We start from the raw sequence: 26653 nt of genomic DNA, 5'->3' as shown, positions 1-26653 counted from the left end.
AATGACGGGCGGCACCCTTTCGGGTGCCGTTTCGCGTTAGATCGCCTCTTCGGGTGTCAAAAGCCCTTCGGCCACCAGCCTGTCGGCCCAAGCCTCTGGCGTAGTGAAGAGATGCCCCTTCCACCCGCGCGCTTCAGCAGCCTTGATATTATCGGCGCGGTCATCGGCAAAGAGAAGCGCCTCGGGGGCCACGCCACAATCCGCCTCGAGCATCCGGTAGATCTCGGGATCGGGCTTGATCACGCCCATGTGGCCGGAAATATAGCGGCGATCGAACTCCTGCAGGAAATCGTATTTGCCCTCGGCCATCGCGAAGGTTCCGATTCCGAAATTCGACAGCGCGAAGACCGGAATGCCCTTGGCCCTGAGCGCCCGCAGGAGCCGCACGGAATGCGGGATTGCGGGCGAGGCCATCTGTAGCCAGTCGGCATTCCAGCGCAGGATCTGCTCGCGCCATTCGGGATGCGCCTCCGCCAGCGCCGCGCAGAGATCGGGAAGGTTGCCGCCCTTGTCGACTGCATCATTCATCGCATGCAGATCGACCTCCGCAAACAGACGCTTGCGGTCTTGGGCGTCCATGAACGTGTCGAAATGCCGCTCGGGCTGCCATTCGAGAAGCACGTTCCCGATGTCGAAAACAACGGCTTCGATCATTTCCACAGTGCCTCGGCATGGAAGGCCAGATGATCGGCCATGAAACTCTGGACGAAGAAATAGCTGTGGTCATAGCCCTTCTGCATACGGAAGGTGCCTTCCTGACGGCGCCCCATCATGGCACCCGCCAGCGCCTCGGGGCGCAGCAGATCGAGAAACTGGTCGGAGGCGCCCTGATCCACCAGAACAGGGCCGTCAAAGCCGAGTTCGGTCATCAGATGGGTGCTGTCATGCTCGAGCCACGCGCCCTCATCCGCGCCGAGATAAGCGCCCAACTGCTTGCGGCCCCAGTCGCTCTGGGTGGGCTGCGCGATAGGCGCAAAAGCCGAAACCGAGCGGAACCGCCCCGGCAGGCGCATCGCCATGGTCAGCGCCCCATGCCCGCCCATCGAATGGCCGGTGACCGACTGGCGGTCGGGGTCGATGGCAAATTCCGACATCAGCAGCGCGGGAAGCTCCTCGGCGACATAATCCCACATGCGGAAATGCTTGGCCCAAGGGTCTTGCGTCGCGTTCACATAGAAGCCCGCGCCCTGCCCCAGATCATAGGCCTCGTCATTGGCCACGCCCTCGCCGCGCGGCGAGGTATCGGGGAAGACAAGCCCCACACCATGCTCCGCCGCCCATGCCTGCGCGCCCGCTTTGGTCATCGCGTTCTCATGGGTGCAGGTCAGCCCCGAGAGATACCACAGAAGCGGCACGGGGCCATCCTCGGCCTCTTCGGGCAGGAACAGACCAAAGGTCATCTCGGTGCCGGTGGTCTTGGCATCATGCGCATAGACGCCTTGCACGCCCTCGAAGCAGCGGTTTTCGGAAATAATGCGCATGATGCCCTTTCGTTATTGGATCCAGTGCAGGATGACTGGCAGCGTTAGAATACTGGCGGCAGTCGACACGAAGATCGCCGCAGAGACCCGTGGCGCGCCGACATTGTAGTTCTGCGCCAGCATGTAGACATTTCCCGCGACAGGCAAGGACGCGGTGGCCACCATCACCCCCGCATCGAACCGGTCCACGCCATAGACGAAAAACGCCGATAGCGCGACGATGCCCGGATGGAGTGACAGTTTGCAGACCGAAAGCCACGAGGCCGGCCCCAGCCGGTTGAGCGTCAGCGCCGCAAGGCTTGCGCCGATGGCGAACAGCGCGCCGGGCGTGGCGGCGGCGGCCAGCATCTTGACCGTCTCCGACAGCCATGCCGGCATGGGGATGCCGCAAGCCGACCACAGGAGCCCCAGCGCCATCGAGCCGATCATCGGGTTCTTCACGATCCCCAAGGCAATGGGGGCCACCGCCACCCGCCCTGTGCGGGCGGCGCTCAGGACCACCGTGAACAGCACCGAGAACACGATAAGATCGACGCAAAGCACCATGATGATCGGCGCCACGGCCTGCGGGCCGAGCACAGCGGCCAGCATCGGCACACCCAGAAAGCCGGTATTGCCGATCATTGCCGTCTGGGCTTCCATCGCCGACATATCCGTGGCCTCGCCGCGGAACTTGGCCACCGCAAAAGCCATCAGCCAGATACAGAGCGAGCCGGTGAAATAGGCCGCCATGAAACGGCCCTGAAACACATGGCTGATCTCCAGACCGGAGGTGAAATCGAACAGCATCGCGGAGAGCGGGAAGAAGAAGATAAACTTCGTGAGATAGGCCGTGGCCGCAGGCGGGAAGAACCCGACCTTACCGGCAAACCAGCCAAGCGCGATCAGGGCAAAAAACGGAAGCAATTGCAGGAAGATATCGAACATGGAAAATCCGCTAGCACGGCTTTTTCGAAAGGGCCAGCGCGGGCTCCGTGAGCGTGCTCAAATAGCCCCGCACTGCCCGTTTTTGCAGCGCTCTCAACCGCCGCCGATCAACACGCCCGCGGCAAAGACCAGCGCCCCGCCCAGCACGACTTGGAAGACCGCACGCAGGAAGGGGGTTTCCATATAGCGGTTCTGGATCCATGCGATGGCCCAGAGTTCGACGAACACCACCACCATCGCAATGATCGTCGCCGTCCAGAAATCGGGGATGAGATAGGGCAGCGCATGGCCAAGCCCGCCCAGCGCGGTCATCACCCCCGAGGCGAGACCACGTTTCAGCGGCGAACCACGGCCCGAGATCACCCCGTCATCATGGGCGGCCTCCGTGAAGCCCATCGAGATCCCCGCGCCTACCGAGGCAGCAAGCCCCACCAGCAGCGTGGTCTTGGGGTCCTGGGTGGCAAAGGCCGTGGCAAAGATCGGTGCCAGCGTCGAGACCGAGCCATCCATCAGACCCGCAAGACCGGGCTGCACCCATGTCAGCACGAACTGGCGATGCGCCGCGCGATCCTCTTCCTCGCGGGCATCCGGCGTGAGATGCTCTTCCATCAGATGTTCGGCGGTCGCTTCATGACCTGCCTCGGCCGCGGCCAGATCGCCCAGAAGCTTGCGGGTCGCTGCATCCGTCGCCCGCGCGGCGGCCGCCACATAGAACCGTTCTGCCTGCCGTTCCATCGCGGCGGCCTCGCCGCGCATGGCCTCCAGCGACATGGTCTCGGCCATCCAGACCGGCTTGCGGGCATAGAACCCCGCCACGAACTCGCGCCGCACCAAAGGGATCACATCACCGAAGCGGGCCTGATGTGCCTCGATCAGGCGGCGGCGATGCTCGTCCTCCTCCAGCGCCATACCGTCGAAGACCTTGGCGGAGGACGGAAATTCGGCACGCAGATGCTCGGCGAACTGGCGATAGATCCGCGCATCATCCTCCTCGGACGAAATCGCCAATGCGAGGATTTCCTGTTCGTTGAGATCGGAAAAACGGCGGCGGTTGCCAAGGAAGGAAAACATAGGCGCGGCCCTCAAGTTTAGAATAATTCTAAACTACCCGAGCCGCGCCGATTTGCAACCCTGCAAACGCATCCTAAACGCGAGGTTACATCACACCCGTCTCATCACGCCCGATATGACGCTCGCCACGGGCTTTCGCCAGCTGGATCTGATGCTCGCGCTCGCGGAAACGGGCGCGGTCTTCCTCGGAATATTCGCCCACGCAATGATGGCACTGCACACCCTGCTCGAATTCAGGGCGCTGCCTGTCCTCGGGGGCCAGCGGACGGCGGCAGGCATGGCAGACCTCGCGGTGCTTGCCCTGCTCGAGCCCGTGGGTCAGCGCCACACGCCCGTCAAAGACAAAACAATCCCCTTCCCAGAGGCTCTCTTCCTTGGGCATCTCCTCGAGATATTTCAGGATGCCGCCCTTGAGGTGATAGACATCCTCCACACCCTGCCCGATCAGGTAGTTGGTGGATTTCTCGCAGCGGATACCGCCGGTGCAAAACATCGCCACGCGCTTGTTGTGGAAGCGCTCACGGTTCTCTTCCCACCATTTCGGGAAATCGCGGAAGGTCTTGGTCTTGGGGTCCACGGCCCCCTTGAACGTGCCGATATCGACCTCGTAATCGTTACGCGTATCGATCACTACCACATCGGGGGCCTGAATAAGCTCGTTCCACTCCTCGGGCGTGCAATAATTGCCCACAGAGGCCGTCGGATCCACATCCGGCTGGCCCATCGTCACGATCTCTTTCTTCAGCTTCACCTTCATGCGCAGGAAGGGCTCGTCCTCGGCCGTGCTTTCCTTCCAATCGAGGCCGGCACAACCGGGCAAGGCGCGCACATGGGCCAGCACTGCATCGATCCCTTCACGCGGGCCTGCAATGGTGCCATTGATCCCCTCATGCGCCAGCAAAAGCGTGCCCTTGACGCCAGCCTCCTGCGCAAGCGCCAGGAGCGGGCCGCGGATAGCGGCCAGATCATCGAATCGGGTGAAGTGGTAGAGTGCGGCTACGATATACATGGGCCTGCGTTTACTGCTTCGGGTGCCCGTCAGGCAAGTCCGATATAATCGGTATTCCTGCCACAGCTTTGCGTCGTCGGTTGACCCTTCCTCGTTGCCCGCCTAGCGTGAGCCCGTTACAACAGGAGCTGCCCATGACCACCGCCCTTATCGTCATCGACATGCAGAACGATTTCTGTCCGGGCGGAAAGCTCGCTGTGGCCGAGGGCAACCTGATCGTGGGCGAGATCAATGCGCTGATGGGCCGCCATGAGGTGACGGTGCTGACGCAGGACTGGCATCCGGCCGACCATCAATCCTTTGCCTCTAACCACGGGGCCGATCCCTATTCCCTCACCCAGATGCCCTACGGTCCGCAGGTGCTCTGGCCGGACCACTGTGTGCAGGGGACAGACGGAGCGGCCTTCCACCCCGAACTGGCGACAGATCCCGCCGATCTGGTGCTGCGCAAGGGATTCCGCCCTGCAATCGACAGCTATTCGGCCTTCTTCGAGAATGACCAGACCACGCCCACGGGGCTGCATGGCTATCTGCGCGAGCGCGGTGTGACGGATCTCACCTTCTGCGGTCTCGCGCTCGATTTCTGTGTGGCGTGGTCCGCACTCGATGCGGTGAAGCTGGGCTATAAGGTTGCTGTCAAACGCTCTGCCTGCCGTGGCATCGATCTGGACGGGTCGCTCGAGGCGGCACTGACCAAGATGGACGCGGCCGGCATCCGCCTTATCTGAGCGGAGAAGACAAGGGCTCTGCCCTTGCCAAGTGCCTGATTTATAGGTTTAGTCCCCGCAACGAGAGGGAGGGGCCAGCCATGGTCGACATCGCGACACGCGTCTATAACCACAAGTGGAAGATCGATCCGATCATCCGCTCGCTGATCGATACCGATTTCTATAAACTCCTGATGTGCCAGTCGATCTTCCGCAACAGCCCCGAGACGGTGGTGCGGTTCTCGCTGATCAACCGCTCCAAGGATATCCGTCTGGCCGAGATGATCGACGAGAATGTCCTGCGGATGCAGCTCGATTATGCTCGCTCGCTGAAGCTCTCGCGCGGGGAAAGCACATGGCTGCGCGGCAATACCTTCTACGGCAAACGCCAGATGTTCCGCTCCGATTTCATGGAGTGGTTTGATAATTACCAGCTGCCCGAATACGATTTGCAGGTGAAGGATGGCCAATACGAGCTGACCTTCGAGGGGAAATGGCATGAGGTCATGCTTTGGGAGATCCCTGCCCTTGCCATCCTGATGGAGCTGCGCTCGCGCGCGGTAGTCAACCAGATGCGCCGCTTCGAGCTGCAGGTGCTCTATGCTCGCGCGATGACCCGCATCTGGGAAAAGATCAACGTCCTCAAAGAGCTCGAGGGCCTCAAGATCGCCGATTTCGGCACCCGCCGCCGCCATAGCCACCTCTGGCAGGACTGGTGCGTGCAGGCAATGCTGGAGGGCTTGGGTGATAGCGCCAATGGCGGGGCCTTTACCGGCACCTCCAACTGCCTGATCGCCATGCGCCGCGATATCGAGGCCGTGGGCACCAATGCGCATGAATTGCCGATGGTCTATGCCGCGCTGGCCGAGAATGACGAGGCGCTCAAGCAAGCGCCCTACAAGGTGTTGGCCGACTGGCACGAGGAGCATGAAGGCAATCTGCGCATCATCCTGCCCGACACCTATGGCACCGAAGGATTCCTCAATGACGCGCCCGACTGGCTCGCCGGCTGGACTGGCATCCGTATCGATAGCGGTGACCCAGCGCCCCTGGCGGAGAAAGCGATCAAATGGTGGGAAGCGCGTGGCGAGGATCCGCGCGAGAAACTGGTGATCTTCTCCGACGGGCTGGATGTCGAAGAGATCAAGGCGCTGCATGCGCAGTTCCATGGGCGGGTCAAATGCAGCTTCGGCTGGGGCACGCTCTTGACCAATGATTTCCGCGGCTTCGAACCCGATGGCCGGCTCGAGCCTTTCAGCCTTGTTTGCAAGGCGATCTCGGCCAATGGTCACCCTACGGTCAAGCTGTCGGATAACCCCAACAAGGCAATGGGCCCGCAATCCGAGATCGAGCGCTACCGCCGCGTCTTCGGGGCCACCGGACAGGTTGCGCGCGAGGTAATCGTCTAAGGGCCCGAACTGCATGGGAGCTGTGCAAAATTGCCCTATCCCCGACTCTTGCACCTGCCCTGAAAACGCGCCAGTTTCGCGCGGTTCTCAGGGCGGGGCGGAATTCCCCACCGGCGGTAAGCAGGATGACTGCAAGCCCGCGAGCGCCCTCCACATGAGGGGTCAGCAGATCGGGTGAGAGGCCCGGGCCGACGGTCATAGTCCGGATGGAAGAGAATGTGCCAACTCCCGCCTGCGGGCGGTATGGCATGTGATCGCCTTGGGTGACGTGTTGTTGCGAAAGGAGATCCAGATGACACCCACCCGTTACGCCTTCGTCAAAGCCCAGTGGCATGCCGATATCGTTGATCAGGCCTATAAAGGCTTCTGCGAGCTGATCCCCGCGGATCAGGTCGATGTCTTTGACGTCCCCGGCGCCTTCGAGCTGCCGCTGGTGGCCAAGAAGCTTGCCGCGACCGGCCGCTATACGGCGATTGCCTGCTCGGCCTTTGTCGTCGATGGCGGCATCTATCGCCATGATTTCGTGGCGCAGGCCGTGGTCGATGGCCTTATGAAAGCAGGATTGGACACCGGCGTTCCGGTGCTGTCGGTGTCGCTGACGCCGCATCACTATCAGGAAACCGATCACCATAACCGGATCTACAAGGAGCATTTCGTGCAGAAGGGCCGTGAGGCCGCCCAGGCCGCGCTTGGCGTGACGGCGCTGCATGCGACGCTGGCCTGACCCCTGTCAGGTCTCCTGAATAACAGGTCCCGCACATGAAAAAGACGCAAGCAACCCGCTTGCGTCTTTTTTGTTGTCCGCAGCCTCGAAGCTCAGGCCACCAGCGTCAGGAGATAGTAAATCGCCATCGCGAGGAAGGCCGAGAAGGGCACGGTAATGACCCATGCGGCGGCAACCTGCAGGATATGTGACCGGCGCACCAGCAGGCGGCGCTTGCGCTCCTCGGGCGGCACGGGCTTGCCTTTCTGGATGGCGCCCGGACGGGACGCGCGGCGTTGGGCGTGGAATTCGCGGTAGAAGCCCACGCCGAAGATACCGCCCACGGCGATATGGGTCGAGCTGACCGGCAGCCCCAGCCAGCTGGCCACGATCACCGTAATCGCCGCCGAGAGCGCCACGCAGAAGGCGCGCACGGTGTTGAGTTTGGTAATCTCGGAGCCCACCAGCTTGATCAGGCGCGGCCCGAACAGCAACAGACCGAAGGAGATCCCCATCGCGCCCACCAAGAGCACCCAGAGCGGCAGGCCCACGGAATCCGTGATCGAGCCCACCTCGGCCACATGCACGATGGCCGCCAGCGGACCGACCGCATTGGCAACGTCATTGGCGCCATGGGCAAAGGACAAAAGGGCGGCAGCCACGATCAGCGGCAGCGAGAACAGCGTCTTCACCGACTTCTTACGGTTTTCCAGCCCCTGCGATTTGCGCTTGATCAGCGGCACGCTGACCAGCCAGCACAGGATACCGAAGCACAGGCCGATCAGACAGGCCGCGCCGAGCGGGATCGGGAACACATGCTTGAGCCCCTTGAACAGGATATAGGCGCCGAACGTGCCACCCATGATCCCGTTCCAGACCGGCACCCAGCGCCGCGCGGCGCCGATACGGTCCTCCACATCCAGCATCTGGCGACGGATCACCGCAAGGAAGCTCGCCGCAATCGCCCCGCCCAGCACAGGCGCGATCACCCAACTGGCCGCGATCCGGCCCAGCATCGACCATTCGATCGCATGGAAGCCCGCCGCAAGCGCGCCCGCCCCGAACACGCCGCCCACAATGGAATGGGTGGTCGACACCGGCGCACCGATCCATGTGGCAAGGTTCAGCCAGAGGGCCGCAGCCAGCGCGGCAGCCATCATCACCCAGATATATTTTGCGGGGTCCTGCAGCGCGAAGGGGTCCACGATGCCGGTGGCCACGGTCTTGACCACATCGCCCCCCGCCAGCAGAGCACCCGCGGTCTCGCAGACGGCCGCGATCACCAATGCACCCAGCATCGGCAGCGCCTTGGAGCCCACCGCAGGGCCCATATTGTTGGCCACGTCATTGGCGCCGATATTGAGCGCCATATAGGCACCGATCGCCGCCCCGATGACCACAACGCCCTGCCCCGGACCTGCCCCCATCAGAAGGGCGGCCATGAGCCCCGCCAGACCGATGAAGGCCAGCGCGATGCCGGGCGCCACAAGACTACGGGAAAGGTGCTGCGCGCCATATTCCAGCCGCCCGATCCGCTTCAGGTCGCGGTCGAGCGTTTTCCACTGGTTCACCGGCTTGCCGTTCTGATCTTCCGTCGACATGAATCCGCCACAAAACTGTTACATCCGGTGGCGGCCATAAGCGGGACGCGTTTAAAGATCAACGTTTGATGGGCTGCAATGACAGAATTATGTCTGCCAGACCCTCTTCTGCAACGGCTTTTGCAGCGTCTTCGGGGCTGAACCAGCGGCGCCGGCGCTGGCCATTTTCGGGATAGTCCTCCGAAAGCTCTGCCTTGCCCATATGAAAGACCGCCACATCCACCGAGATGGCCAGCCCGCTCTCGAGCGCCTTGTCATAGTTGAAATACCCGACGGGCCGTTTGGAGATCCGGCCCGTCGCACCCGCCTCTTCCCAGGCTTCCTGCGCCGCAGCCCCCGAGAGCGAGCGCCCGCGCATCGGCCAGCCCTTGGGCGTGACCCAGCGCCCCGTGCCGCGCGAGGTGATCAAGAGCACCTCCGTAGCCTCGCCCGTCTTGCGGGTGCATAGCGCGGCCACCTGCAGCGCAGGTGGACGGCGGCCCAGCAGGCTCTGCATCACATCCAGCAGTCGGCGTATCATCCTTGATCCTTTGTCGGGGGCACAGAGCGGTCCCCTACCACATGGGGGCGGAGGGCGAGAGATCCAACATCACCTCCGACAGCATCTCGACCAGAAGCGCCGCATTCTGCCGCGAGAACCCCGCACCCGGACGGACCGGCAACCGGTTCTCCTCACACTCCGCCAGCAGGATCAGATGCCCCGCAAGCGCGTCACGCGCGCGCCCCGCGGTGTCGGAGGTGTCGAAGACCAGCACGATCCGGTCGTCATGGACGGCCACCTGTGGCGCGGAAAGTGCCGCAAGCCGCGACTGAAGGAACGCCATCACCTCGGGATCGGGCGCGCCCGCCTCGCCGCCATCGGCACAAAGATAGCGCGCGCCAGCCGCGTCCCAGCCCCAAGGGCCGTCCCGCCGCTCGAGAACAACTGCCTCAGTCATCGCCATCCACCTTTCCACGTAATGATTTCACCTCGCCCCTGATCGTCTTGGCCTTCAGCCGGCGCCGCTGGCTGCCCTTGGTGGGCTTGGTGGCGATCCGGCGTTTGGGGCGATGGGTCGCCGCCACGATCAGCTCGGCCAACCGCTCGCGTGCCAGTTCGCGGTTGCGCGCCTGCGAGCGGGTTTCCTCGCAGCGGATCAGCAGCGCGCCGTCCTGCGTCCAGCGTCGTCCGGCAAGCTGACGCAGCCGCGTCTTCACCGGCGCGGGCAGATGCGGGGAGCGCTCGGCCTCGAACCGCAACTCGACCGCGGTCGAGACCTTGTTCACATTCTGCCCCCCCGGCCCCTGCGAGCGGGTGAAGCTTTCGGTGATCTCCCAATCGGCGATCGAGATGGTGTCGGTGATTCTCAGCATGGGCGGAAAGTAACGCGCCTGACGGTAATAGAAAGGGTCTTCTCGTGCCTCCGGTCTCCCCCGCCCGGACCCCCTTGTCGCGCGGGGCATGCAGCACTAGGCTCCTGTCATCGGCGATCTCGCCTCAAAGAATGGTTTCTATATGCTGATCGGCATCCTCAAGCTCGGCCCCATGGCCGAGCCGCTCCGCGAAAAACATGGCCAGTATTCGGACATGTTCCAGCGACTTCTCTCCGGACACGGCTTCACCTACCGCATCTATGACGTTGACGAAAAAGGCGAAATACCTGCCACGCCCGATGAATGCGAAGGCTGGATCCTGAGCGGGTCCAAACATGGCGCCTATGAAGACCACGCCTTCATCCCGCCGCTCGAGGCCTTTATCCGCGCAGTAGCCAAGGCGGAGGTGCCGATGGCCGGCATCTGCTTCGGCCACCAGATTATCGCACAGGCGCTCGGCGGCCATGTCGAGAAATTCAAGGGCGGTTGGGCCGTGGGCGCGCAGAACTACACTATCGACGGCCAGCCCATGGTGCTCAACGCCTGGCATCAGGATCAGGTCACGCAGATGCCCGAGGGCTTCGACTGTGTGGGCGGCAATGATTTCTGCCGCTATGGCGCGATGGTGAAAGGCAATCACATCTTCACCATCCAGCCACATCCCGAATTCGACGACGCCCTGATCGGCGACATGCTGGCCACCCGCCGAGACGGCCCGATCCCGAATGCGCTGATCGATGCCGCCGAGACAAAACTGACTGAACGCAAGACATCAAACGTGATCGGCGAGCGTATCGCGCGGATGTTCCTTGCCGCTGAAAGGAAAACCGCATGAGCGACTGGATCAAGAAATGCCCGCAGGCGGCGCAGGATTACCTCGTCGACCGGCGGCTCGACGAGGTCGAATGTATCGTGCCCGATATCGCAGGCGTGGCGCGCGGCAAAGCCATGCCCGCGTCGAAATTCGCGCATCAATCGCATTTCTACCTGCCGAACTCGATCTTCCTGCAGACCATCACCGGCGAATGGACCGATAACCCCGCGGGGGCCTTCACCGAGCCGGATATGATCCTCGAACCCGATTTCTCGACCGCCACCGCCGCCCCCTGGACTGCGGACTGGACGATGCAGGTCATCCATGACGTGAAGGATCAGGCGGGTAATCTGGTGCCGATCGCACCGCGCAACGTGCTCAAACGCGTGGTGGACCTCTATAAGGCCGAGGGCTGGACGCCGATCGTCGCGCCCGAGATGGAATTCTTCCTCGTAGCCCGCAATACCGACCCCAACCAGCCGATCATCCCGCCGATGGGCCGCACGGGGCGGCGCGCGGCCGCCAAACAGGCCTATTCGATGTCGGCCGTGGATGAATACGGCAAGGTGATCGACGATATCTACGATTTCGCCGAGATGCAGGGCTTCGAGATCGACGGTATCCTGCAGGAAGGCGGCGCGGGCCAGATCGAGATCAACCTCGCCCATGGCGACCCGATCCAGCTGGCCGACCAGATCTTCTTCTTCAAACGGATGATCCGCGAGGCCGCGCTGCGCCATGACTGTTTCGCCACCTTCATGGCCAAGCCCATCGAGGGCGAGCCGGGATCGGCGATGCATATCCACCAGTCGGTGATCGACGAGAACGGCGACAATATTTTCTCGGATGCCAATGGCGCCGAAACCGAGACCTTCCTGCATTGTATCGGCGGGCTCCAGCGCCACCTGCCTGCGGTGATCGGGCTGCTTGCGCCCTATGTGAACAGCTACCGCCGCTACATTCCGGATTTTGCCGCCCCCATCAACCTCGAATGGGGCCGCGACAACCGCACCACGGGCCTGCGCGTGCCGATCTCGAGCCCTGCGGCGCGGCGGATCGAAAACCGGCTGGCGGGAATGGATTGCAACCCCTATCTGGGGCTTGCGGCAACGCTTGCCTGCGCCTATCTGGGCATGAAGGAAAAGCAGATGCCGCGCCCCGAATATCTGGGCGACGCCTATTCCGGCACGGACGAGCTGCCCGCCAACCTGGGCGATGCACTGGATCTTCTGGCCGGTCACGATCCGATCCGCGATGTGCTGGGCGAACAGTTCTGCGTGGTCTATGAAGCGGTCAAGCGAAACGAATACAAAGAGTTCCTACAGGTCATCAGCCCGTGGGAGCGCGAGCACCTGCTGCTCAACGTGTAAGACGGAGACCCGATGAACCTGCTCTTTGCCAATGATACCACCGGCGAGCATGCGCCTAGCTACTATGCCGCCACCGCCTATTCCGACAAACGCCGCCCCAGCCTCACGGGCGAGGCGCGCGCGGATGTGGCGATCATCGGGGGCGGGTTCACGGGGCTTTCGACCGCGCTGCATCTGGCGCAGCGCGGCTATTCGGTCAGGCTTCTCGAGGCACATCGGATAGGCTTCGGCGCCTCGGGGCGCAATGGCGGGCAGGTCGGCTCCGGCCAGCGGCTCGAGCAGGACGAGCTGGAATTGCGCTACGGGCGCGAGATGGCCCACAGGCTCTGGGAGTTCGGGCAGGAGGCCAAGGGGCTGATCAAATGCCTGATCGCCTCGCATGACATTCCGGTCACCTTCCATGAGGGGATCGTGCATGCCTGCCTGAACAAGCACGAGGTCCGGCACTCGCATCACATGGCCGAGAAACTGGCCCGCGATTACGGCTATAATCTGGTCGAGCCGCTTTCCAGGGAAGAGCTGCACGAGATCCTTCCCTCAGACCGCTACAAGGGCGGCGATATCGACCGTGGCGCGGGGCATCTGCATCCGCTGAACTTCGCGCAGGGGCTGGCGCTGGCCGCCGAGAAGGCGGGGGCGGTGCTTTACGAGGAAAGCCATGTGCAGAAGGTCGAGACCGGCCCCGAGGTCACCATCACCACCGATAATGGCGTGCTGAAGGCAAGCTATCTGGTGCTGGCCTGCAACGGCTATCTGGGCGATCTCAAGCCCAAGGTCGCGGCCCGCGTCATGCCGATCAACAATTTCATCGTCGCGACCGAGCCGCTGGGCACCCGCACCGCCGAGGTGCTGCGCGAGAACGTGGCCGTGGCCGACACCAAATTCGTGGTCAATTACTGGCGACTGTCGGAAGACAACCGGCTGCTGTTCGGCGGGGGCGAGAGCTATGGCTACCGCTTCCCCGATATCGTGAAGACCGTGCGCAAACCGATGCTGGAGATCTATCCCTCGCTCAAGGATGTGAGGATCGATTACGCTTGGGGCGGCACGCTGGCCATCACCATGAACCGCATGCCAGCCTTCATCCGGCCGGCGGGAGACAATATCCTCTCGGCCTCGGGGTTTTCCGGGCACGGGGTAGCGATGGGCGTTCTGGCGGGGCGGATCATGGCCGAAGCCATCAGCGGTCAGGCCGAGAAGTTCGATCTTTTCGCCTCGCTCGATGTGCCCAAATTCCCCGGCGGCGCGCTGCTGCGCAGCCCGCTTCTGGCGGCGGCCATGACGTGGTATGCGATGCGCGACCGCTTAGGGTTGTAAGCAGGCCTATCTGTTGACACATTAGTTTCACGCGCCCTTAGCATACTGCCGGGGCAATGAAGCTGCAAATTGTGTCAGGAGAGTCTCATGCCACGCGATGCACGGATCGCCCCAAACTGCTACGATGCCGAGCCGATCCCCGAGGCGGCCCGCGCCGAAATAGAGCGCCTGCTGAGCACCGGCGATCTCTTCCGCTATACCTCCGAGGACGCGCCCGTTGCGCGGCTGGAGGCGGAGTTTGCCGCCCATATGGGGGTCAGCTACGCCATCGCCGTCTCCAGCTGCTCGCAGGCGCTGTTTCTGGCGATGAAGGCGCTGGACCTGCCGGCAGGTGCGCGGGTTCTGGTGCCGGCCTTCACCTTTGCCGCCGTACCTTCCGCGATTGTCCATGCGGGCTGTGTGCCGGTTCTGGTGGAGGTCGATGACAGCCTGCGGATCGACCCTCTGGATTTCCGCGCCAAGCTGGAGGGGGCCGATGCCGTGCTGATCAGCCATATGCGCGGCCATACCTCCGACATGGATATGATCATGGACGAGGCCGGGGCCCGTGGCCTGCCGGTGATCGAGGATGCCGCCCATAGTCTTGGCACCACATGGCATGGCCGCAAGATCGGCACCATCGGTCGTATCGGCTGTTTCTCCTTCCAGAGCTACAAGCTGCTGAATGCGGGCGAAGGCGGGGTGATGATCACCGATGATCCCGAACTGGCGGCGCGTGCCATCATCATGTCGGGCGCCTACGAGCATAACTGGAAAAAGCACCCGGGCCTGACCGCGCGCTGCGAGGCATGGCAGAACCGGCTGCCGCTTTATAACTGCCGGATGCAGAACCTTTCAGCGGCGATCCTGCTGCCGCAGCTGGGCGAGATCAGCCGCCGTGCGGCGGACGGTCTGCGCAACCATGACCATGTGGCAGAGCGTCTGGGCGAGAGCCGCTGGCTCTCGGTGCCGCCTGCCCTGCCGCCCGAAACCCGCGCGCCGGATTCGCTGCAATTCCTGTTATCTGGCGACTGGAGCGACGAGGAGGCCCGCGCCTTCCAGGCCGAGGCCAAGGCGCAGGGCGTGTCGGTCTCGGTCTTCGGACTGTCCACCGATAATGCGCGCGCCTTCTGGAACTGGCAGTTTCTGACCGACCTACCCGATCTGCCCAAGACCCGCGCCATGCTGATGCGCGCCTGCGACATCCGCCTGCCCGCAAGACTGACGCAACCCGATCTCGAGTTCATCGCGGATGCGCTGCTCGAGGCTGTGGCACAGGTCAAACCCGCCTAAGTAAAAAAGCCGGAGCCTCACGCTCCGGCTTTTTTACTTAAGTCTTTATCCGGCCCGGTTATTCGGCAGCATAACCCGAGATCGCGATCACATCGCAGAACTCTTCAATGCCCCAACGACCACCTTCACGCGCGCGGCCCGATGCTTTCACGCCCCCAAAGGGCGAGCCCGCGCCACGCGACTGGCCGTTCAGCTCGACCATACCGGCCTGAAGCTGCGTGGCCATCCGGCGCAGACGCGCAGGATCCTGGGTCTGGGCATAGTTGGTCAGACCGTATTCGGTGTCATTGGCCACTTGCACAGCCTCTTCTTCCGTATCGAAGGGCATGATCGACAGCACCGGCCCGAAGATTTCCTCGCGCATGATGGTCATATCCGGCGTGCAATCGGCAAAGATCGTCGGGCGGACGAAATAGCCACGGTTCACGCCCTCGGGCAGACCCGGACCACCGGCCAGAAGGGTCGCGCCCTCGGCAATGCCCTTCTCGATCAGCCCCTGGATCTTGTCATATTGCGACTTGTTGATCACCGGACCGATATGCTTGCCATGCTCACGCGGGCTGCCGACCTTGGTCTCGTCCGCAACCTTCTTGGCGATCTCGAGCGCCTGCGGATAGATCGAACGCTCGACCAGCATCCGCGAGGGCGCGTTGCAGCTTTGGCCCGAATTGTTGAACATGTGCTTCACGCCACGTTCCACGGCCTTGTCATCGGCATCGGCAAACACAAGGTTCGCACCCTTGCCACCCAGCTCCAGCGCCACGCGCTTGAGCGTCTCGGCGGCATTCTTGGAGATCGCACGGCCTGCGCGGGTCGAGCCGGTAAAGGAGATCATCTCGATATCGACATGGCCCGACAGCGCGGAACCCACGCCCATACCGTCGCCATTCACGAGGTTGAACACGCCCGCCGGAATACCGGCCTCGTGGATAAACTCGGCAAAGAGCATCGAGCTGAGCGGCGCCTCTTCGGAGGGTTTGAGCACCATCGTGCAGCCGGCCACAAGCGCGGGGGCCACCTTCAGCGTGACCTGATTCATCGGCCAGTTCCACGGCGTGATCAGCCCCACGACACCGATCGGCTGGTAGCCGATCATCGCGCCCGGCGTGCCATCGCCCAGCGGATGCAGCCATTCGAAGGATTTGGCGGCCGTCAGACAGTTGGTGATATGGCTGATCCCGGCACCGGCCTGCGAGGCGAAGGCCAGATCGATGGGCGCGCCCATCTCGAGGCTGATCGCCTCGGCCATCTCCTGCTGGCGGGATTTATAGACCTCGAGCAGGCGCTCGACATAGGCGATGCGCTCGGCAGGCGGGGTCGCGCGCCATGCGGGCAGCGCGTCCTTGGCGGCCTTCACCGCGATATCGACATCCTCGGACGTGCCGAGGCTGATCACGGCGCAGGCCTCTTCGGTGGACGGGTCAATGACATCGTGGTCGCGCGGGGCCAGCGGCGCAACCCATTCGCCATTGATGTAAAACTGACGTTTTTCGATCATAAGCAGACTCCTGTTTGGGGCGCAGCCTGTCGCAAAGATCCCGAGGACGCAAGGCGTCACAATGACATACCGGTATGCCGAAACGGAATATAATGTACCCGCACAAATCGGGGCATTTTCCTGCCCTCCACTGGGCAAACCCTTCCGGCAGGCTTATATCTTTGGCAGCATTTTCAGATGGAGGATCTTATGGGACTGCGCATCAACGATATCGCCCCCGATTTTACCGCACCCTCGACCGATGGCGAGATCAAATTCCACGATTTCATCGGCGACGGCTATGTCGTTCTCTTCTCGCATCCGCGCGATTTCACACCGGTCTGCACGACCGAATTTGGCGCCGTCGCGCAACTGGCCGAGGAATGGGCCAAGCGCAATACCAAGGTTCTGGGTGTTTCGGTCGATACGGTCGAGGAACACACCAAATGGAAGAATGATATCGAGAGCTTCGCAGGCACCAAGGCCGGCTTCCCGATCATCGACGACACCTCGCTGACCGTGTCGAAAGCCTATGACATGCTGCCGGCCGATTTCTACCTGCCCGAGGCCAACCGCACCCCCGCCAACACGGCGACCGTGCGCACCGTCTATATCATCGGGCCGGACAAGAAGGTCCGCCTGACCATGACCTATCCGATGTCGGTGGGCCGCAACTTCGCCGAGATCCTGCGCGCGCTCGATGCCGTGCAGGCGACCGATGGCGTGCCCTTCGCCACCCCCGCCAACTGGGTGCCCGGTCAGGACGTGATCGTGGCTCTGTCGGTGTCGGATGAGGATGCCAAAGCCAAATACGGCGATCTGGACATCAAGCTACCCTATCTGCGCTTCGCCAAACAGCCGAAGTAATCCCCGGAAAGCCCGCGCCTGTCGCGGGCTTTTTCATTTCGGCTCGGGCAATCCGTAATGGGCCATCATAGCGGCAATCGCCTCGTCATTGCCCTGCGAATTATCGCTGCGATTGATCGATTTGAGGCTGACCTCCTGCGTGCCGGGCCATTCGATCACACGGGTGCGCCCGCCCGCATGGCGGATCAACGTGCCCTGCATCCGCGCCATCCAATACATCCAGACATCATCCGCCGTCGGCGCCAACCGCAAAAACAGATCCTCGCGGGTCACATCCTCATGCAGGCTACGGGGCGGATAGAGCACACCATGCACACCGGTCAGGAAGATATCCGCCCCGCATCCGGCCTCGCCGATATTTTTAGGCCAGTCGAGATAGGGTGCGGGCCGCCCGCCGCATAGCGTGAAGCGATGCGCCCGATGGGCGATCACCTCTCCCGGATGGGCGATGGACGCGCGCACCAGCCGTTCGAGCCAGTCGCGCGGATAATAGACATCGTCATCGAAGGTAACGACGGCCGCCTCCGGATAGGCCAGCAGAGCGGGGATATGCTTTTTGTAGGACCGCCAGTCCGCGCAGGTGCGGATTGTCAGCCCCTTCGCCTCGAGCGCACGGATCTCGTCGGGCAAGGCGGTCTCGTCGCCCTCGGCCAGCCAGAGCACCACCTCATCGGGCGTAATGCTCTGGGTCAGAAGCGAGCGCAGCACCAGCACCAGCGCCGGATAGCGCGGCGGGAAGCTGGTAAGCGACACGACAAGCCGGTGCGGCAGGCCATGCGGTGTCCCCTGCCCTGTGCGCGACGCGATCTCGCGCCGTGCTTTTGCCACGCGCCTGCGCCATTTCAGATAGCGGAACCAGTTCGGCTCAGCCATCGGGCTGCTCCCATGCCCGCTTCAGCCACGAGACATCACCGATCCGGCGATACCATTTCCCCCCCTGCCCGTTCAGCGCATCGGTCATCTTGGGATTACCGGCAAAACAGACGATCTTCGCACCTGCGGGGAGCGAGGGATCGGCCAGATAGCTCTTCAGCCCCCGCGGCACACAGTCATTCTTGAAACTTACGCACCAGCCCTTGGGCCAATAGGCCAGATGCCCGTGCTTGGCCAGCTGTGCCGACTGGAACTGCTGGCTGATCTCGTAATCGCGGGTCGCGGCCACGGGATCGGCCAGATAGGCATCGAGGATATAGCTATGCGCCCCGATCTCGTAGCGGAAGACCGAACTGTTGCCGACCGAATGCAGGAAAGCATCCCGTGCGCTATTCACCTTGCGCAGGGGCTTGTGACGGAAGAGATCGTCATCGCGGATAATACGGAACGGGCCCTCCACCTCGAAAAACCGCTCCAGCGCACCGACAACCACCTGATCGAGATCGAGAAACAGCGCCGTCCCCGACAGCCCCGCCAGATCCTCGCGGAACAAAGCCAGCTTGCGCCAGCGGGTGTCGGTCTTGCCCTTGGCCAGCCCCAGCTCGGGCAGCGGCAGCGCCTCGACGGATGCGTCCAGCCCCGTGGCGTCATCGGTAAAACAGATGAACCGATGCGGCCGGCCAAGGTGTTTGCGCACCCCTGCCGCCAGACGGTTCACATATTCGGGCCCGTAAAGCGTGCCCCATTTCATGGTGAGGATAAGAACCGGTTTGGTCATGACAGCCCCCTTTCGGCCCTATAGGAAGCCCTGCGCCCGAGCTTTCGCGATCTGCAGATCGAGATAGCTACCGGACGGGATCTTTCCCTCGAAATCGCGTTTGGCATGGCGCTCGACCACACTTTTCGACAGATGCACACCATAGGTATCGGGGCCGAAACTGCTGTCATCCAGACGTCCCGGCTCGATGAACTGGCGCACATCCCGCACCGCGACGGGATAGAATGCGTCGATCGGCAAGGCGCGCTCGAATGCGCCATGGTTACGCAGAGCGGCGGTAAAGGCACGCGGACCGGTCGATCCCCAGATCCATTCCTCGATGGGCAGGCCCCGCCCCAGTGTTCTGATCTGGTATTTCAGGCGTCGCAGGCCCGTCACCTGCGGAGGGATTCCTCTGAACCCCGCCTTGTATTGCATCAGCTCGCGCGTGACGGCGCTGTCGGAAGGCACCCGCATTACGGCACAATTCACCGAATCCGGCTGCTGAAGCCCGTAGACCCATTCACTGTCAAAGACGAAAGGACGCAGCGCGATCACATCGAGATCCACCCACATGAACTCGGATCGTCCCATCATGTGATAGCGGAAGAAGTTGGAATGCAGCGAGGGGCTGTTTTCCTTGGCGTAATAGGAAATCGTCTCGGTCGGCAGGATCTCGTTGGCGTCGCGGTTCTCGAACCCTTTGGGCATATCGGCCAGAGGAGTGTAACTGAAGACCGTCACGGTCTGATCGAACCGCGCAAAAGACGCCAGACTTGCCCGCTCCATAGGACCTAATTCACCAACCCAAAGGGTCGCCATTTTCGTCATCTTGTTCTGCTTTCATCGAAAAACGGGACAGTTCCGACTTCCCATACTCCACCTCCGGACGCAATGGGTGCGCATCGCGCCATGGTCTGCGGGTTCAGGCGCTCTCCCGGTGCAGTGCTGCGGTTCGGATATCATCTGGCGCCCTGCCATTCTGCCGCAAAACAGCCGCGGGACAGTGCGAGCCGACGCGCTCGACGAGCCAGTCGATCACCGCTGCCCGATCATCTTCCGCCGCACAGTCTAAGCTCTGGACACAGAGGAATTTAACCGCCGGCTCCATATTGGCCCTGATCTTGTCAGCCCCTTCGCCGCAGCCACAATCTACCTCGTAATGGACACGCTCATTGTGGATCGTAAGCGCCGGATCTGCCCGTAACTCAAGAAGATAAGCCAAAGCTGCAACTTGGAACTGGGTATGGTTGCGGAAGCGGAATTTCATTTGGGCACGGAGGATCTCGGGATGCCGCTCATAGAAGTTTCGCTGCGTGGACACGCGCAAGGGATGCGGTTGGTGACGCGGATTAACAGTATGTGTCTTTTCGCCGACCAGCTGCGCCGAGATAGACGCGCAGATATGCGTATTGGTCTTCTCACGTTGTTTCCGGAATGTGATCTTACGCAAGAACCGGCGCCAGCGCACCTTGAAACTCTTCCGGTGCTGCAAGACGTAATCGGCGTGGATAACGGGTTTTCCATCCTTGAAGAAATCCTCAACCGTCACCTCGCGCGTCAGGAAGAAATCGTCGTTGAGATATATATATTTCTCAGCCAATTCCGGAATGCGGTGCAACATGACTTCGATGGAGCGCGAATTGAACGTTGGAAGACAATTCTCATGCCCTGCAAAAATATCCTTGTGATCGATAATACGGATCTTGCCCGGTGGACAGAGGCCCTCTTTGACAAAATCGCCCAAAAACTCTGGCGTCTGATCATCCGTAACAAGCCAGATCGTCCGCACATCCGGACAGAATTTCAGGATCGAGGCTATACAGAAATAGATCTCGCCAACTTGTTGGAAGCGTGTCGGCAAAAGGCCTTTAGAATGTGCTTTTGCAGCATCCTCGCTAAACTGCGCCCGCTTTCGCAGGTGCTTCGGGTCATTTCCATCAACCCAAGAAATAACAGCGTCCAATTCAGGCATTGAGGCTTCCAGCATCCAGCATCCATCTCAAAAAATCAGGCGGCCCCAGCAAGGAGGCCGCCTGACTAAAGTTTTTAGCATAGATCGCTGGGATCAGTCTGCTTTTTCTTCTTTCTTCTCCGGCGCGACTTCTTCGCCGGTTTCTTGGTCGACCATCTTCATGCCAAGGCGCACCTTGCCGCGATCGTCGAAGCCAAGCAGTTTGACCTTCACCTCTTGACCCTCTTTGAGGATGTCCGACGGGTGGTTCAGGCGCTTGTTGGCGATCTGCGACACGTGCACGAGGCCGTCACGCTTGCCGAAGAAGTTCACGAAGGCGCCGAAATCGACGAGCTTCACAACCTTACCGGTGTAGACCTTGCCTTCTTCCGGCTCTGCCACGATCGAATAGATCATGTCATAGGCCTTCTTGATGGCTTCACCATTGGCCGAGGCGATCTTGATGATGCCGTCGTCATTGATGTCGACTTTCGCGCCCGAGGTTTCCACGATCTCGCGGATGACCTTACCGCCCGAGCCGATCACTTCACGGATCTTGTCGGTCGGGATCTGCATGGTCTCGATGCGCGGTGCGTGCTCGGAGAACTCGGTGCGGCCGGTGGACAGCGCCTTGTTCATCTCGCCCAGAATGGTCATCCGGCCGTCTTTGGCCTGTGCCAGAGCCTGCTCCATGATCGCGGGCGTGATGCCTGCAACCTTGATGTCCATCTGCAGCGAGGTGATGCCGTTCTCGGTGCCCGCCACTTTGAAGTCCATATCGCCCAGGTGGTCTTCGTCACCGAGGATGTCGGTGAGGACCGCATAGCGACCGTCGTCTTCGAGGATCAGACCCATGGCCACACCTGCCACCGGAGCTTTCAGCGGAACGCCCGCATCCATCATCGACAGCGAACCGCCGCAGACCGAAGCCATCGAGGAAGACCCGTTCGATTCGGTGATCTCGGAGACAACGCGGATGGTGTAGGGGAAGTCGGTCGCAGCCGGCAGCACCGCTTGCAGCGCGCGCCATGCCAGCTTGCCGTGACCGATTTCACGACGGCCGGGCGAGCCCACGCGGCCAACCTCGCCCACCGAATAGGGGGGGAAGTTATAGTGCAGCAGGAAGTTCGAGCGGTAGTTGCCTTCGAGCGCGTCGATGATCTGTTCGTCATCGCCGGTGCCCAGCGTGGTCACGACCAGACCCTGGGTCTCGCCACGGGTGAACAGCGCCGAACCATGGGTGCGCGGCAGGATGCCCACTTCCGAGGTGATCGGACGCACGGTGGTGTTGTCGCGGCCGTCGATACGGGCGCCACCATTGATGATGTCACCGCGCAGAATGCCCGATTCCAGCTTCTTGATGGCCGAGCCGAGATTGGCATCTGCCAGATCTTCTTCCGACAGCGCTTCCTTGATCGCGGTCACGGCAGCGGAGATCGCATTGGTGCGCTCCTGCTTGTCCTTGATCGCGAAAGCGGCGCGCATCTGGGTCTCGCCAGCAGCTTTGACCTTGCCATACAGCTCGTCATAGTTCGGCGGAACGAAATCGAAGGGCTCTTTCGCGCAGGCTTCGGCCAGATCGATGATCATGTCCAGAACTGGCTGCATCGCGTCATGGCCAAATTTGACCGCGCCGAGCATTTCTTCTTCCGACAGCTCGTAGGCTTCGGATTCCACCATCATAACGGCGTCTTTGGTGCCGGCGACAACCAGATCGAGGCGCTGCTCGGGGTTATTGCGCAGCTGGGTCATGTCCTCGCATTCGGGGTTGAGGATATATTCCCCATCCACGAAGCCAACGCGGGCAGCCGCGATCGGACCCATGAAGGGCACGCCCGAGATGGTCAGGGCTGCCGAAGCCGCGATCATCGCGACGATATCGGGCTCGTTGACCAGATCGTGGCTGAGCACGGTGCACATGACCAGAACTTCATGCTTGAAGCCCGGAACGAAGAGCGGGCGGCAGGGACGGTCGATCAGACGCGCGGTCAGCGTCTCTTTTTCCGTCGGGCGTGCTTCGCGTTTGAAGAAGCCACCCGGGATCTTACCGGCTGCGTAGTATTTCTCTTGGTAGTGAACCGTGAGCGGGAAGAAATCTTGACCCGGCTTCGGTGCTTTGGCGAAGGTCACGTTGGCCATGACCGAGGTCTCGCCCAGCGTGGCGATCACGGTCCCATCGGCCTGACGTGCCACCTTGCCGGTTTCCAGCGTCAGGGTCTCTTCGCCCCACTGGATGGATTTTTTAGTAACGTTGAACATTCAGCGTATCCTGTCTGGAAACCTCACAGGCGTATCCCGTGGGCTCCCGTTTGCATGGCGGCCCCATTGCCGCCGCCCCTCTATCCTGTGCATGTGCCCCGGGGGCTCGGGCGTCACGTCTCAGATGCATCGGCTCATACAGGAAAATGCGGCTCAGGGAAAGCAAACTGTGCGACATCGCGTCACCTCTTTGGTTAACGGCCCCGTTAGCGTTTCCCGTGAATCATTGCCCGCAACAAAAAAGGCCGCAGCGGGGGCTGCGGCCTTTCTGTGTTGGAGATGGGGCGCTTATTTCGCGCGGAACTCGCCGGAATCGCGGGTGATCAGCGTCACCACGATGATGGCGATGAAGGCCGCGACGAAACCCGGGATAATCTCGTAGAGACCGGTCGAGGCGGCAAGCCCAGAATAGATCCAGAAGATCACCGTGCCCGCCCCCACGATCAGACCTGCCAGCGCGCCTGCGCCGTTCATCCGCGGCCAGGTCAGCGCGAGGATCACCAGCGGGCCGAAGGCGGCACCGAAACCGGCCCATGCGTTGGACACAAGCCCCAGCACCTCGGAATTCGGGTCCGCCGCGATCCAGATCGCCACAACGCCGACCAGCACGATCGCGATACGGCCCACATTCACCAGCGCCCGATCGGACGCCTTGCGGTTCAGCACGATGCGGTAGAAATCTTCCGAGATCGAGGAGGCCGCTACCAGAAGCTGCGAGGAGACCGTCGACATGATCGCCGCCAGAAGGGCTGCATAGAGGAAGCCGGTCACCAGCGGGTGGAACAGCAGGTTCGCCAAGAGGATGAAAATGGTCTCGGGATCTTCCACGGAGATACCGTTACGCTCGACATAGGCGCGGCCGAAGATGCCCACACCGATCGCGCCAAGAAGCGAGATCGCCATCCAGCCCATGCCGATATTACGCGCCTTTGGCACATCGGCGACCGAGCGCACCGCCATGAAGCGCACGATGATATGCGGCTGGCCAAAATAGCCAAGCCCCCACGCCATCGCCGAAATCCAGCCGATCGCGGTCAGGCCATGGGTCAGCGACAGATAGCCTTCCTGCATGTCGGACAGGCGAGCGGTTGCCTGATCCACGCCATTGCCCTGCCCCATATAAAGGATCACGGCAGGCATGATGATCAGCGCGAGCATCATGATGAAACCCTGCACGAAATCGGTCAGCGACACGGCGAGGAAGCCGCCGATGACCGTGTAGACCAGCACGATGCCCAAGGTCAGGCAGACGCCCACCATATAATCACCGCCAAAGGCGCTGGCATAGAGCTTGCCGCCCCCCACAAGGCCCGAGGCGGTATAGACCGCGAAGAACACCACGATGATCACCGCCGACACCATCCGCAACGCGGTGGCATAGGACGGGAAGCGGTTGGCCAGGAAGGCCGGAATGGTCAGGCTGTTGGAATAGCGCTCGGTCTGCTCGCGCAGGCGCGGCGCCACGATGATCCAGTTGAACAGCGCGCCGATGAACAGACCGATCCCGATCCATGCGCTGACGAGACCCGAGGCATAAAGCGCGCCCGGCAGGCCCAGCAGCAGCCAGCCGCTCATATCCGAGGCGCCCGCCGAAAGGGCGGCGACCGAGGGCGGCAGGCTGCGGCCACCCAGCATGTATTCCTCGGAATTCGATGTGGACTTGCGCCAGGCGTAAACACCGATGCCCAGCATCAAGATGAAATAGGCGATGAGACTGATCCAGATACCGATACTCATCATTTCCCCCTCTGTTTTGTTTGTGCGGTCTGTGGCACGGACCGCCCCGAAAACGAAGAAAAAAGACGGATCACATTGTGCTTATCTCGAAATAAGTCAAACCGACCAAATGGACAGAAACAAACAGCCTAAACGAACAGAAATACCCGCGATTTAGACGATTTGTGTTTTTAAAATTATGCCCGAAAAAGCGGCAAATTGTCACATATTGATTCTACATAGGACGAAAAAACAAAACGCCCGCTGAAATCAGCGGGCGTCCCGATCTATTCTGACGATGCGCGGATGCGCTTAGCGACGGATACCCAGACGCGCGATGAGCGCTTGGTAACGTGCTTCTTCCTTGCCACGCAGATAGTCCAGCAGCTTACGGCGCTGAGCAACCAGCATCAGAAGGCCACGACGCGAGTGGTTGTCCTTCTTGTGGGTTTTGAAGTGCTCGGTCAGGTTCGAGATGCGCTTGGTCAGGATCGCAACTTGCACTTCGGGCGAACCGGTGTCGCCTTCTTTGGTTGCGAATTCTTTGATCAGGGCGTTCTTGTCTTCGACGGTGATCGACATCGGAATCTCCTTGGTTAAGGGTTGGGGCACAAGCCGGGATGTCGTCCAGCAGGGTCCATAGAACACGCCTCCCTCAGGGAAGCGATGGGCGCAGTTACACCGAATCGCACCAAAAATAAAGCCCCAATCACCGGACCCGGTTACTGGGCCGTCATCTGCGCCTCGAACGCCGCGCGCCCGACCAGTTGCAGATCCTCCAGCGTCACGCCCTCTTCGGAGTGCACCTGCCCCAGCCGCTGCCCGTCAAGCGTGATCCATGCGCCCGTGTCATCCTCTTCCAATCCGAGTTCCGGGTCGGCAACCAGCGCGGTGTCATAGACGACAACGATGCGGTCCTCGGCAGGATCGAAATCGGCAATCACGGCAGGCGCATCCCCTTGCCATGCCCCCAGCACGAAGGCATCGCCATCCTCGCCGCCCGAAAGATAATCGCCATGTCCTGCAATCAGCGTATCGGCTCCCGTGCCCCCGTTGAGGTAATCGCCCGTATCCTGATCCTCTTCCAAATCGCTGGTGCCCCATAGGAGGTCATCGCCGCCATTGCCATCCAGCTCGTCCGAGCCCGGACCGCCAGACAGTCTGTCATCGCCCGCCCCGCCCTGCACCGCATCATCTCCTGCGCCGCCCGACAGGGTGTCTGCGCCCTCGCCGCCCTGCAGGCTATCATCGCCCGCCCCGCCCGTCAGGCTGTCATCGCCACTTCCGCCCCGCAGAAGATCATCGCCCTCCGCTCCGACAAGGAAGTCCTCGCCCCATTCGCCGCTCAGCGTATCATCGCCCGTCCCGCCCAGAAGCGTATCATCGCCCTCCGCGCCCCAGAGCTGGTCATCGCCCGCGCGCCCCGTCAGGCTGTCATCGCCCCCGTAGCCGTTGATCTGGTCATCGCCTGCGCCGCCCGTGATCACCTCATCCGTAGGACCACCACCGATAATCCGGTCCCCCGCTTCCGTCAGGGGACTGTCCTCCATATCGGGGCTTATCTCCTGTGCATCCTCTTCGTCATCGGCCTCATCGGTGCGGAAACCGCCCGCAAAGGCCGCACCCGCCCCCGCCACCAGCAGCCCGACCAATCCCGTCAGAAACAACATTCCACTCTCCTCGCGCCCCCCAGCGAGGAAGAACATTACAGCAACA

Annotated in this window: 26 protein-coding genes and 1 riboswitch; of the genes, 8 read left to right on the top strand and 18 right to left on the bottom strand. The window is 61.8% G+C overall.

Annotated elements, in window-relative coordinates; all coding sequences use genetic code 11:
- Window positions 1-36: 36 nt before the first annotated feature.
- The 5 genes from ABEB22_RS06520 to ABEB22_RS06500 form a co-directional block, all read right to left on the bottom strand.
- Window positions 37-654 carry an HAD family phosphatase gene (locus ABEB22_RS06520; protein WP_350934718.1) on the bottom strand — a complete coding sequence of 206 codons (618 nt, stop codon included), beginning with the start codon at window positions 652-654 and terminating at the stop codon, window positions 37-39.
- Window positions 651-1481: an S-formylglutathione hydrolase gene (fghA, locus tag ABEB22_RS06515; protein WP_406871085.1), complete on the bottom strand. Its 831-nt coding sequence runs from the start codon at window positions 1479-1481 to the stop codon at window positions 651-653. Before fghA ends, ABEB22_RS06520 begins: the two co-directional genes overlap by 4 nt.
- 12 nt (window positions 1482-1493) lie before the next feature.
- Window positions 1494-2408 carry an AEC family transporter gene (locus tag ABEB22_RS06510; protein ID WP_339113685.1) on the bottom strand — a complete coding sequence of 305 codons (915 nt, stop codon included), beginning with the start codon at window positions 2406-2408 and terminating at the stop codon, window positions 1494-1496.
- A 93-nt stretch (window positions 2409-2501) separates the two neighbouring features.
- Window positions 2502-3479: an iron exporter MbfA gene (mbfA, locus tag ABEB22_RS06505; protein WP_339113686.1), complete on the bottom strand. Its 978-nt coding sequence runs from the start codon at window positions 3477-3479 to the stop codon at window positions 2502-2504.
- Between the two features lie 85 nt (window positions 3480-3564).
- Window positions 3565-4488, bottom strand: a complete 924-nt coding sequence (locus tag ABEB22_RS06500; RefSeq protein ID WP_350934715.1) for a rhodanese-related sulfurtransferase — start codon at window positions 4486-4488, stop codon at window positions 3565-3567.
- Between the two features lie 134 nt (window positions 4489-4622).
- Between ABEB22_RS06500 and pncA the strand changes: the two genes are divergently transcribed.
- The 3 genes from pncA to ABEB22_RS06485 all read left to right on the top strand — a co-directional run bounded on the left by pncA (window position 4623) and on the right by ABEB22_RS06485 (window position 7328).
- The gene (gene pncA / locus ABEB22_RS06495; protein WP_339113688.1) at window positions 4623-5216 is read left to right on the top strand and encodes a bifunctional nicotinamidase/pyrazinamidase; all 594 of its coding nucleotides are present in this window, start codon (window positions 4623-4625) and stop codon (window positions 5214-5216) included.
- Window positions 5217-5296: 80 nt separating this feature from the next.
- Entirely contained in the window at window positions 5297-6604 is a 1308-nt protein-coding gene (gene pncB, locus ABEB22_RS06490) for a nicotinate phosphoribosyltransferase (RefSeq protein ID WP_406871084.1), read from the top strand.
- 79 nt (window positions 6605-6683) lie between these two features.
- Window positions 6684-6826: riboswitch (FMN riboswitch) on the top strand.
- 70 nt (window positions 6827-6896) lie between these two features.
- The gene (locus ABEB22_RS06485; protein ID WP_339113690.1) at window positions 6897-7328 is read left to right on the top strand and encodes a 6,7-dimethyl-8-ribityllumazine synthase; all 432 of its coding nucleotides are present in this window, start codon (window positions 6897-6899) and stop codon (window positions 7326-7328) included.
- Window positions 7329-7420: 92 nt separating this feature from the next.
- On the opposite strand, the gene ABEB22_RS06480 is transcribed toward ABEB22_RS06485, so the two are convergent.
- From ABEB22_RS06480 to arfB, 4 genes are read right to left on the bottom strand one after another with little or no spacing between them, the layout of a single operon-like run.
- Window positions 7421-8908 carry an inorganic phosphate transporter gene (locus tag ABEB22_RS06480; protein WP_350934708.1) on the bottom strand — a complete coding sequence of 496 codons (1488 nt, stop codon included), beginning with the start codon at window positions 8906-8908 and terminating at the stop codon, window positions 7421-7423.
- Between the two features lie 58 nt (window positions 8909-8966).
- On the bottom strand, window positions 8967-9428 hold the full coding sequence (locus ABEB22_RS06475; protein WP_406871083.1) for an NUDIX hydrolase: 462 nt from the start codon (window positions 9426-9428) through the stop codon (window positions 8967-8969).
- A gap of 34 nt (window positions 9429-9462) precedes the next feature.
- Window positions 9463-9846 carry a hypothetical protein gene (locus ABEB22_RS06470; protein ID WP_339113693.1) on the bottom strand — a complete coding sequence of 128 codons (384 nt, stop codon included), beginning with the start codon at window positions 9844-9846 and terminating at the stop codon, window positions 9463-9465.
- On the bottom strand, window positions 9839-10261 hold the full coding sequence (gene arfB / locus ABEB22_RS06465; protein ID WP_339113694.1) for an alternative ribosome rescue aminoacyl-tRNA hydrolase ArfB: 423 nt from the start codon (window positions 10259-10261) through the stop codon (window positions 9839-9841). Before arfB ends, ABEB22_RS06470 begins: the two co-directional genes overlap by 8 nt.
- A 142-nt stretch (window positions 10262-10403) precedes the next feature.
- On the opposite strand from arfB, the gene ABEB22_RS06460 reads away from it, so the two are divergent.
- The 4 genes from ABEB22_RS06460 (at window position 10404) to ABEB22_RS06445 (ending at window position 15034) form a co-directional block, all read left to right on the top strand.
- Complete coding sequence (locus ABEB22_RS06460) at window positions 10404-11096, top strand: type 1 glutamine amidotransferase (protein ID WP_350934702.1); 693 nt, start codon at window positions 10404-10406, stop codon at window positions 11094-11096.
- Entirely contained in the window at window positions 11093-12445 is a 1353-nt protein-coding gene (locus ABEB22_RS06455) for a glutamine synthetase family protein (RefSeq protein ID WP_339113696.1), read from the top strand. Before ABEB22_RS06460 ends, ABEB22_RS06455 begins: the two co-directional genes overlap by 4 nt.
- Window positions 12446-12457: 12 nt before the next feature.
- Window positions 12458-13762: an FAD-binding oxidoreductase gene (locus tag ABEB22_RS06450; RefSeq protein WP_339113697.1), complete on the top strand. Its 1305-nt coding sequence runs from the start codon at window positions 12458-12460 to the stop codon at window positions 13760-13762.
- A gap of 87 nt (window positions 13763-13849) precedes the next feature.
- On the top strand, window positions 13850-15034 hold the full coding sequence (locus ABEB22_RS06445) for a DegT/DnrJ/EryC1/StrS family aminotransferase (RefSeq protein ID WP_406871082.1): 1185 nt from the start codon (window positions 13850-13852) through the stop codon (window positions 15032-15034).
- 58 nt (window positions 15035-15092) lie between these two features.
- Here the strand turns inward: ABEB22_RS06445 and ABEB22_RS06440 are convergent, their stop codons facing one another.
- Window positions 15093-16532, bottom strand: a complete 1440-nt coding sequence (locus tag ABEB22_RS06440; RefSeq protein WP_339113699.1) for an aldehyde dehydrogenase family protein — start codon at window positions 16530-16532, stop codon at window positions 15093-15095.
- A 189-nt stretch (window positions 16533-16721) separates the two neighbouring features.
- Between ABEB22_RS06440 and ABEB22_RS06435 the strand changes: the two genes are divergently transcribed.
- Window positions 16722-17378 (top strand): peroxiredoxin, encoded by a 657-nt coding sequence (locus tag ABEB22_RS06435; RefSeq protein ID WP_339113700.1) that lies wholly within the window; start codon window positions 16722-16724, stop codon window positions 17376-17378.
- Between the two features lie 33 nt (window positions 17379-17411).
- Here ABEB22_RS06435 and ABEB22_RS06430 read toward each other — a convergent pair whose 3' ends face one another.
- From ABEB22_RS06430 to ABEB22_RS06395, 8 genes are all read right to left on the bottom strand, one after another.
- On the bottom strand, window positions 17412-18251 hold the full coding sequence (locus tag ABEB22_RS06430; protein WP_406871081.1) for a glycosyltransferase family A protein: 840 nt from the start codon (window positions 18249-18251) through the stop codon (window positions 17412-17414).
- Entirely contained in the window at window positions 18244-19029 is a 786-nt protein-coding gene (locus ABEB22_RS06425; protein ID WP_406871080.1) for a hypothetical protein, read from the bottom strand. The genes ABEB22_RS06430 and ABEB22_RS06425 overlap by 8 nt, the downstream gene beginning before the upstream one ends.
- 18 nt (window positions 19030-19047) lie before the next feature.
- Window positions 19048-19830 (bottom strand): hypothetical protein, encoded by a 783-nt coding sequence (locus ABEB22_RS06420; protein WP_339113703.1) that lies wholly within the window; start codon window positions 19828-19830, stop codon window positions 19048-19050.
- Window positions 19831-19933: 103 nt separating this feature from the next.
- The gene (locus tag ABEB22_RS06415; RefSeq protein WP_406871079.1) at window positions 19934-20983 is read right to left on the bottom strand and encodes a stealth family protein; all 1050 of its coding nucleotides are present in this window, start codon (window positions 20981-20983) and stop codon (window positions 19934-19936) included.
- A gap of 93 nt (window positions 20984-21076) precedes the next feature.
- Window positions 21077-23221, bottom strand: coding sequence for a polyribonucleotide nucleotidyltransferase (gene pnp, locus ABEB22_RS06410; protein WP_339113705.1), 2145 nt, complete (start codon window positions 23219-23221; stop codon window positions 21077-21079).
- Window positions 23222-23509: 288 nt separating this feature from the next.
- On the bottom strand, window positions 23510-24961 hold the full coding sequence (gene putP / locus ABEB22_RS06405; RefSeq protein ID WP_339113706.1) for a sodium/proline symporter PutP: 1452 nt from the start codon (window positions 24959-24961) through the stop codon (window positions 23510-23512).
- 288 nt (window positions 24962-25249) lie between these two features.
- A complete protein-coding gene (rpsO, locus tag ABEB22_RS06400) occupies window positions 25250-25519 on the bottom strand; it encodes a 30S ribosomal protein S15 (protein WP_339113707.1) in 270 nt (89 codons plus the stop codon).
- A 140-nt stretch (window positions 25520-25659) separates the two neighbouring features.
- Window positions 25660-26607, bottom strand: coding sequence for a calcium-binding protein (locus tag ABEB22_RS06395; protein ID WP_406871078.1), 948 nt, complete (start codon window positions 26605-26607; stop codon window positions 25660-25662).
- Window positions 26608-26653 lie beyond the last annotated feature (46 nt).

The organism is Thioclava sp. 'Guangxiensis' (assembly GCF_045348365.1).
In the GTDB taxonomy this organism is placed as follows: domain Bacteria; phylum Pseudomonadota; class Alphaproteobacteria; order Rhodobacterales; family Rhodobacteraceae; genus Thioclava; species Thioclava kandeliae.
Note: the sequence above shows the minus strand (reverse complement) of the source record. Positions and strands in the feature narration are given on the sequence as shown.